We start from the raw sequence: 8060 nt of genomic DNA on the forward strand, positions 1-8060 counted from the left end.
CGCATGACCACGCACGCCCACGTCCTCATCCTTGGCTCCGGCCCTGCCGGCTACACGGCGGCCATCTACGCCGCGCGCGCCAACCTCAAGCCGTTGCTCATCACCGGCTTGGCCCAGGGCGGTCAGCTCATGACCACCACCGAGGTGGACAACTGGCCCGCCGACGTGCACGGGGTGCAGGGGCCCGAGCTGATGCAGCGCTTTCAGCAACACGCCGAGCGCTTTGCCACCCACATCGTGTTCGACCACATCCACACGGCGGACCTGTCCAAGCGCCCGTTCACCCTGGTGGGCGACAGCGGTACCTACACCTGCGACGCGCTCATCATCGCCACCGGGGCGTCGGCCAAATACCTGGGGCTGCCGTCGGAGCAGGCGTTCATGGGCAAGGGCGTGAGCGCCTGCGCCACCTGCGACGGGTTTTTCTACCGGGGGCAGGATGTGTGCGTGGTCGGCGGCGGCAACACCGCCGTCGAGGAGGCGCTGTACCTGTCCAACATCGCGCGCAAGGTCACGCTGATCCACCGGCGCGACACCTTCCGCGCCGAGGCCATCATGGTGGACAAGCTGATGGAGAAGGTGCGCGAGGGCAAGATCGAGCTCAAGCTGTGGCACGTGCTCGACGAGGTGCTGGGCAACGCGCAGGGCGTCACCGGGGTGCGCATCCGCCATGTCGCGTCCGGCGCCACCGAGGAACTGGCGCTGCAGGGCGTGTTCATCGCCATCGGCCACAGCCCCAACACGCAGATCTTCCAAGGCCAGCTCGAGATGAAGGACGGCTACATCATCACCCGCGGCGGACACGAGGGCATGGCCACCATGACCAGCGTGCCCGGCGTCTTTGCCGCCGGTGACGTGCAGGACCACGTGTACCGGCAGGCCATCACCAGCGCCGGCACCGGCTGCATGGCCGCACTCGACGCCCAGCGTTTTTTGGAGCAAAACCCGCGCTGACCACCGGCCGGGCGCGCTTGCCGGTATAATTTTAGGTTTGCTGCGGCTTGGGCTGGCCCATGGGGCCTGTCACATGCGGGCCGCCGCAATGGGCCGCCCGCGAGCCGGAGCCGTCCACACGCCGTGTATTGTCCAGACGAGGCACTCCACGTGTGGCAGGCGGCACAGCACAGGACGCGGGCGAGGTGCCGGCCGGGGCGACCCGGCGGGCGATATTGGATTGGAGTGACCAACATGGCACGTGTGTGCGAAGTCACGGGCAAAAAGCCCATGGTGGGGAACAACGTCTCCCACGCCAACAACAAAACCAAGCGCCGGTTCCTGCCGAACCTGCAAACCCGCCGCTTCTGGGTCGAGAGCGAAAACCGCTGGGTGCGTCTGCGCGTCTCGGGCGCGGCGCTGCGCCTGATCGACAAAGTCGGCATCGATGCCGTGCTGGCTGACCTGCGTGCGCGCGGTCAGGCCTGATTACGAGAGAGGAGTCCATCATGGCTGCCAAAGGCGGACGCGAAAAGATCAAGCTGGAATCCACCGCGGGTACCGGTCACTTCTACACCACCACCAAGAACAAGAAGACGACGCCGGACAAGCTGTCGTTCATGAAGTTCGATCCGGTGGCGCGCAAGCACGTCGAGTACAAGGAAACCAAGCTCAAGTGAGCCCAGGCCGGCCCTGGTGGCTGGCCAACGTTTCCCCCACACCACAAAAAACGCCAGCACATGCTGGCGTTTTTTGTTGGGTGCGCGAACGCCGGCAAGCGGCGGGGACCACCGCCCCCGCCCGGCGCTTAGGCGGCTGACGGCGCCATGCGGGCGGCGCGCAGGCGCTGGGCAAACTCGCTCAACGCCTGGATGCCGCTTTGTTCGGCACGGTGGATCCACGCCTGCAACTCGCGCGCCATTTGCTCGCGCGTGAGCGCCGTGTTGGACCAGAGCTGCCGCAGCTCCTCGCGCATGGCGTGCATCTTGGCCAGCGTGGGGGCCATCGAGAGCACCTGCTGCAACTGGGCCCGCACCGGGGCAGGCACCTTGTCGTCGTCACGGTGCAGCCAGCGGCGCGCCAGCTTCAACAGCGACTCGTCGCCGGTCTTGGCGCGCAGCGTCTCCCACTCGGCGCGCATGGCGGCACGCATCTGGCGCGCATAGCGGGCCATGATCTCGTAGCGGTTGGCCACGATCGCCTCCAGCGTCTGTTCGTCGGGCACCGGCTTGACGTCCCCAAAGGCCAGCTTGGGCGGCACCTTCTTGGGCTTGGCCAGCCCCAGCTTGGCCAGCGCCTGGATGTACACCCAGCCGATGTCGAACTCGTAAGGCTTGACCGAAAACTTGGCCGACGTCGGGTAGGTGTGGTGGTTGTTGTGCAACTCCTCCCCGCCGATGATGATGCCCCAGGGCGACACGTTGGTGCTGGCGTCGGGCGCCTCGAAATTGCGGTAGCCCCAGTAGTGGCCAATGCCATTGATGACCCCGGCCGCCCAAAACGGTATCCACACCATCTGCACCGCCCACACCGCCAACCCGGCGGCGCCAAACAGCGCCACGTCCAAGATCAGCATCAGGCTCACCCCCAGGCGCGAGTGGCGCGTGTACAGGTGGCGCTCGATCCAGTCATCCGGCGTGCCGTGGCCATAGCGGCGCAGGGTTTCCTCGTTCTTGGCCTCGGCGCGGTAGAGCTCCGCGCCTTCCCAGAACACCTTGCGGATGCCAAAGACCTGCGGGCTGTGCGGGTCGCCCTCCTGCTCGCACTTGGCGTGGTGCTTGCGGTGGATGGCCGCCCACTCCTTGGTCACCATGCCCGTGGTCAGCCACAGCCAAAAGCGGAAGAAGTGCGACACCGCCGGATGCAGATCCAGGGCGCGGTGCGCTTGGTGGCGGTGCAAAAACAGCGTGACGCTGACGATGGTCAGGTGCGTGAGCACCAGCGTGAACAGAACGATCTGCCACCACGAGGCTGCGGTGAGCCCCTGGGCCAGGAAGTCAATGACGATGTTCCAGGCCGACTCGAATCCAGACATGCAATCCCTTTGTCAAAACCGCCACCCCTGTGGCCGGTATGACCATTGTAGGGCTGACGCGCCGCATTCCCAAGGCCCTGCGGCACCGTTCGGCGGACCAACCCACCCTTGAGCCCCCGCCCCGGCCCATGGCAGCGCGCGCGGCACACGGCAATACTGTTTTTTTGTACAGTTATGGCATGCCACCGCTGCCGCTGCATCCCGATGTCTGGTGGGCCGATCAGGTCGGCCCCGCCGATTGGCCCACCGTGCCGACGGGTTGGCCGGCACTCGACGCCGCGCTGCCTGGGCAGGGCTGGCCACTGGGCAGCCTGATCGAATGCGCGCTGGAGCCTGATGCCCTGCCCTGGCGGTTGCTGCTGCCGGCCTTGCGTGCAGCCGCCGCGCAAGGGCCGCTGGTGCTGATTGGGCTGCCGCTGGAGCCCAACGTGCACGCCTGGGTCGCGCAGGGCGTGACCCCGCGGCGATGGGTGCGCGTGCAGACCGCCACCGACCAGGATGCGCTGTGGTCTGCGGAGCAATCGCTGCGCTGCCCCGACGTGGCCCTGTGCTGGGTGCACCTGCGGCGCCCCAGCGCCAGCGGCATGCGCCGGCTGCAACTGGCGGCCGCGGCGGCGCAGCGCCACGCCGCGCTGCCGGGCGCATGGCCCGCGCCATGGGTGTTGGCCACGTACCCGCGCAGCGCGACGCTGCCCGCGTCTGTCGCCCCCCTGCGGCTGGAGGCCAGCGCGGGCGACGCCACCGGCGTGGCGGTGCACATCCGCAAACGGCGCGGCCCGCCGCTGTCCACCCCGATCTGGCTGGCACAGCCGTTGCCGCTGCAGCGCCTGTGCGACCCCCACCCTGCTTCGGATGCGGAGGCCAACCCCGATGCCCCCTCGCCCCCTGTGGATCGCCTGTCTGCCCCATTGCGCCTCGTGCGCGCCTGACCCGGCCGCGCCCTGGCTGGCCCGCTATGGGCCGCACCCCGTGGCCTACGCGGGCGGGTGGCTGCTGGAGCTGAGCAGCTCGCAGCGGCTGTTTGGCGGCCGCGACGCGCTGCTGCAGCGGCTGCAGCAGGAGGGCGGCGCGCAGGGCTGGGGGCGGCTGGGTGCGGCCCCAACGGCGCTGGCGGCCCTGGCACTGGCGCTCGACACCCCGGCCACGGGCGGTGCCCGCTGGGTGCTGGGGCCGGATTGGACGCAGCACCTGGACGCGCTACCGCTCGATCGCCTGCCCGCAGCCCACGCGCACCAGCCGCTGCTCGCCGCAGCCGGGCTGCGCACCCTGGGTGAGCTGCGGCGCTGCCCGCGCGCGGCCCTGGCCCGCCGCACCGCCCCCGGTTTGCTCCATGCGCTGGATGTGCTGTACGGGCAGGCCCCGTTCGTGCAGCCGGCCTGGGCGGCACCGGCGCGCTTTCACGAAACGCTGGCCCTGCCCGCCCCCACCGGCGACACCAGCGCCCTGGCCTTTGCGGGACAGCGGCTGATCGGGCGCATGGTGGCCTGGCTGCAGCAGCGGCAGGCCGGCGTGCTGCACTGGCGCCTGGGCTGGCACGGCCAGCCCGCGGCCGACGCGCTGACCTTTCGCCACCGCCGCCCGCTGCGGGATGCCACGCTGCTGCGCCAACTGTTGCAAGACGCCCTGGCCCGCACCCGGCTCGATGCCGCCGTCGAAGGCTTGTGGATTGAAACCGTGCACCTGGCCCCGTGGTCGGCCCCCACCGCCGACTGGCTGGCCGGCACCACGACCGACGGCGCCCTGGACTGGGAGGCGCTGCTGGCGCGCCTGTCCAGCCGGCTGGGGCGGGAGCGGGTGCAGGGCGTGCGCTGCACGGCGCATTGGGATCCGGCGCGGCGCCAAACCTGGGGCCCCATGCAGGCCGATGGCGTGCCCGACGCCGCCGCCCCGGGCACCGCGACACGCACCAGCAGCGGTGCGCCCGACACCGCGCTGGCCCTGGCCAGCCTGTGGGAACCCCCTTGGTGGCTGCCCGAGGCGCTGCCCCTCGACACCGGCCCCGATGAGCAGCCACGGCTGCATGGCCAGCCCCTGCGGCGGCTGCTCGGGCCACAGCGCATCCGCACGGGGTGGTGGGACACCCCCACCGAGCAGGCGCTGTATGTGGCCGCCACACTCGATGGACGCTGCTGGTGGCTGCGGCGGCAACGTGGCGGCGATGGCACCGCGCGCTGGTCGCTAGCCGGGGTGTACGCATGAGCGCACCCGCCGCCCTGTGGACGTTGAGCCACTACAGCTTGCTGCGCGCCACCTCCAGCCCCCAGGCGCTGGTGGAGCATGCCCAGGCCTTGGGCTATGCGGCCATCGGCCTGACCGACGACAACACCCTGGGCGGCGTGGTGCAAGCGCACCTGGCCGCGCGCCGCTGCGGGCTGCCGTTGTGCATCGGCAGCCACTGGCGGGTGCGCTGGCCGGCGCTGCCGGGCGGCGGCTTTACGTTGGTGGCCTGGGCGGCCAACCGCACGGGTTATGGGCACATCAGCGCCTGGATCAGCCGGCTGCGCCAGGCCACCACCGGTGGCGACCCAACGCCCCGTGCCGATGCAGCGGCCCCGGGCGACCCCCAGGCCCTGCCCCTGCACACCGACGCCGACCGCGTGCCCGAGCTGCCCGGCTGTCTGCTGATGGCCGTGCCCTGGGCCTGGGCGCTGCCGCTGGCCGACGATACCGCCTGGGACGCCGGTCTGCGCGCCCTGGCCGACTGGCTGCACGCGCGCGGCCCCGAGCGGGTCTGGCTGGGCGTGAGCGCCGACGGACGGCTCGATGACGCCGCCTGGCAGCACCGCCTGATGGCGGCGGCCCGGCGCAGCGGCCTGCCCGCCGTGGCCGCACCGCAGGTGCGCATGCGTCACCCGGGCGAGCAGCCCCTGCTCGACACCCTGACCGCGATCCGGCTGCAGCGCCCGCTGAGCGCCTGCGGGCTGGCCCTGAGCGCCAACGCCGAGGCCCACCTGTGGCCCGTCGCGCGCTGGGCGCAGCGCTTCGACCCGGCGCTGATCGCCGCCACACGCGAGATCGCCGCGCGCTGCACCTTCACGCTCGATGAGCTGCGCTACGAGTACCCGCCCGAAGTCGTGCCGGCCGGGTACACCCCGACGCAACACCTGCGCGCGCTGGTGCAGGCCGGCGCGCGCCAGCGCTACCCCCACGGCACGCCCGCCCCGGTGCAGGCGCAACTGGAACACGAGCTGGCGCTGATCGCCGAACTCGGCTATGAACACTACTTTTTGACCGTGTACGACATCGTGCGCTTTGCGCGCGAGCGCGGCATCCTGTGCCAGGGCCGCGGTTCGGCAGCCAATTCCGCGGTTTGCTACTGCCTGGGCGTCACCGAAGTCGATCCCACGCGCCACACATTGCTCTTCGAGCGCTTCATCAGCCGCGCGCGCGCCGAGCCGCCGGATATCGACGTGGATTTCGAGCACCAGCGCCGCGAGGAGGTGATCCAGTACCTCTACACCAAATACGGGCGCGAGCGCGCCGCCCTGGCCGCCAGCGTCATCCGCTGGCAGGGCCGCCGCGCCATCCGGGACGTGGGCAAGGCGCTGGGCTTTGCGGCCCAGACCGTGGACGCGCTGGCGCGCCAGTGCCGCCACCAGGCCCCGCAGGACCTGCCACCCGCGGCGCTGGCGGCCGCCGGGCTGCGCGCGGACGATCCGGCCGTGCAGCACTGGCTGGCGCTGGCCCAGGCGCTGGTCGGTGCACCCAGGCACCGCTCGCAACACCCGGGGGGCTTCGTGCTCACGCGCGAGCCGCTGACCCACACCGTGCCGGTGGTGCCAGCCGCCATGCCGGGGCGCACCGTCATCGAGTGGGACAAAGACGACATCGACGCACTCGGCCTGCTCAAGGTGGATGTGCTGGCGCTGGGCATGCTCAGCGCGCTGCAGGGCGCCCTGCGACTGGTGAGCCAGCGGCGCGGCCGACCGTTTGCGCTGGCGGACATCCCGCCCGAGGACCCTGCCACGTTGGCCATGATCCAACGCGCCGACACGGTGGGCGTCTTTCAAATCGAGAGCCGGGCGCAGATGAGCATGCTGCCGCGCCTGCGCCCGGCCTGCTTCTACGACCTGGTGGTGCAAGTGGCCATCGTGCGGCCGGGGCCGATCCAGGGTGGCATGGTCCACCCTTACCTGGCCGCCCGCGAGCGCCAGCGCCGGGGCGAGCCGCTGCCGCTGCCGCGCCCCGAGCTGCGCGCGGCCCTCGAGCGCACGCTGGGGGTGCCGATCTTCCAAGAACAGGTGATGCAAATTGCCATGTTGGCCGCGGGCTTCAGCGCCGAGGAGGCCGACGCGCTGCGCCGCAGCATGGGCGCTTGGCGGCGCCCGGGCGAGCTCGAGCGCTTCGAGCAACGGCTGCTCGACGGCATGGCCAAGCGCGGCTACGACCCCGACTTCGCCCACGCCATCGTGCGTCAGATCCGCGGCTTTGGCAGCTACGGATTTCCCGAAAGCCATGCGGCCAGCTTTGCGCTGCTCGCCTACGCCAGCGCCTGGCTCAAGTGCCACGAGCCGGCGGCGTTTCTGGCCGCGCTGCTCAACGCCCAGCCAATGGGCTTTTACGCCCCGGCGCAGCTGGTGCAAGACGCCCAGCGGCACGGGGTGCGCGTGCTGCCGGTGGACGTGCAGATCAGCGACTGGGATTGCACGCTGGAGCCCGCAGGCGCCACCCCCGACCCGGCCGTGCGGCTGGGCTTGCGGCTGGTGCAGGGGCTGGGCGAGGCCGCGGGCCGGCGCGTGGTGGCGGCGCGGCAGGCGCAGCCGCTGCGCAGTGTGGACGACCTGGCACGCCGTGCCGCCCTGGACCGCCCCGCCTTGCAGGCCCTGGCGCAGGCCGACGCGCTGCAGGGGCTGGCCGGACACCGCCGCCAACAGTGGTGGACGGTGGCGGGTTGGCATGCGCCGCTGGCCCTGGAGCGCGCCGCGCCCTGCCCGGCCATACCCAGCGCCGCGGGGACCGACGCCCCCACCGACTGCTCCAACAACTACGGGCCCTACCACTTTCCGGAAAAGCTCATTCCGCTGATGATCGTCAACGCCCTGGCGGGCAAGCCGCTGCCCATCTACGGCGACGGCCAGCAAGTGCGCGACTG

General features: G+C 71.2%; 7 protein-coding genes. 6 read left to right on the forward strand and 1 reads right to left on the reverse strand.

Features of this window, described 5'->3' with window-relative positions; translation table 11 throughout:
• Nucleotides 1–3: 3 nt before the first annotated feature.
• The 3 genes from trxB (at nt 4) to rpmG (ending at nt 1613) form a co-directional block, all read left to right on the forward strand.
• Nucleotides 4–954: a thioredoxin-disulfide reductase gene (trxB, locus tag Tther_RS05510; protein WP_143901719.1), complete on the forward strand. Its 951-nt coding sequence runs from the start codon at nt 4–6 to the stop codon at nt 952–954.
• Between the two features lie 234 nt (nt 955–1188).
• On the forward strand, nt 1189–1422 hold the full coding sequence (gene rpmB / locus Tther_RS05515; RefSeq protein WP_043698877.1) for a 50S ribosomal protein L28: 234 nt from the start codon (nt 1189–1191) through the stop codon (nt 1420–1422).
• Nucleotides 1423–1442: 20 nt separating this feature from the next.
• Complete coding sequence (gene rpmG, locus Tther_RS05520) at nt 1443–1613, forward strand: 50S ribosomal protein L33 (RefSeq protein ID WP_143901721.1); 171 nt, start codon at nt 1443–1445, stop codon at nt 1611–1613.
• Between the two features lie 128 nt (nt 1614–1741).
• On the opposite strand, the gene Tther_RS05525 is transcribed toward rpmG, so the two are convergent.
• On the reverse strand, nt 1742–2968 hold the full coding sequence (locus Tther_RS05525; RefSeq protein WP_143901723.1) for a DesA family fatty acid desaturase: 1227 nt from the start codon (nt 2966–2968) through the stop codon (nt 1742–1744).
• A 179-nt stretch (nt 2969–3147) separates the two neighbouring features.
• On the opposite strand from Tther_RS05525, the gene Tther_RS05530 reads away from it, so the two are divergent.
• The 3 genes from Tther_RS05530 to Tther_RS05540 form a co-directional block, all read left to right on the forward strand.
• Nucleotides 3148–3897 (forward strand): hypothetical protein, encoded by a 750-nt coding sequence (locus Tther_RS05530; RefSeq protein ID WP_143901725.1) that lies wholly within the window; start codon nt 3148–3150, stop codon nt 3895–3897.
• Nucleotides 3839–5167: a DNA polymerase Y subunit UmuC family protein gene (locus tag Tther_RS05535; protein ID WP_143901727.1), complete on the forward strand. Its 1329-nt coding sequence runs from the start codon at nt 3839–3841 to the stop codon at nt 5165–5167. Before Tther_RS05530 ends, Tther_RS05535 begins: the two co-directional genes overlap by 59 nt.
• Nucleotides 5164–8060 (forward strand): error-prone DNA polymerase (locus Tther_RS05540; RefSeq protein ID WP_143901729.1); only part of this gene is annotated, 2897 nt, incomplete at its 3' end. The genes Tther_RS05535 and Tther_RS05540, both read left to right, overlap by 4 nt.

It is taken from the genome of Tepidimonas thermarum (assembly GCF_007556705.1).
GTDB lineage: Bacteria > Pseudomonadota > Gammaproteobacteria > Burkholderiales > Burkholderiaceae_C > Tepidimonas > Tepidimonas thermarum.

Coding starts and splice junctions, on each gene's coding strand:
- Tther_RS05530 (WP_143901725.1), top strand. CDS start 3,148: ATGCCACCGCTGCCGCTGCATCCCGATGTCTGGTGGGCCGATCAGGTC.
- Tther_RS05525 (WP_143901723.1), bottom strand. CDS start 2,968: ATGTCTGGATTCGAGTCGGCCTGGAACATCGTCATTGACTTCCTGGCC.
- trxB (WP_143901719.1), top strand. CDS start 4: ATGACCACGCACGCCCACGTCCTCATCCTTGGCTCCGGCCCTGCCGGC.
- Tther_RS05535 (WP_143901727.1), top strand. CDS start 3,839: ATGCCCCCTCGCCCCCTGTGGATCGCCTGTCTGCCCCATTGCGCCTCG.
- rpmG (WP_143901721.1), top strand. CDS start 1,443: ATGGCTGCCAAAGGCGGACGCGAAAAGATCAAGCTGGAATCCACCGCG.
- rpmB (WP_043698877.1), top strand. CDS start 1,189: ATGGCACGTGTGTGCGAAGTCACGGGCAAAAAGCCCATGGTGGGGAAC.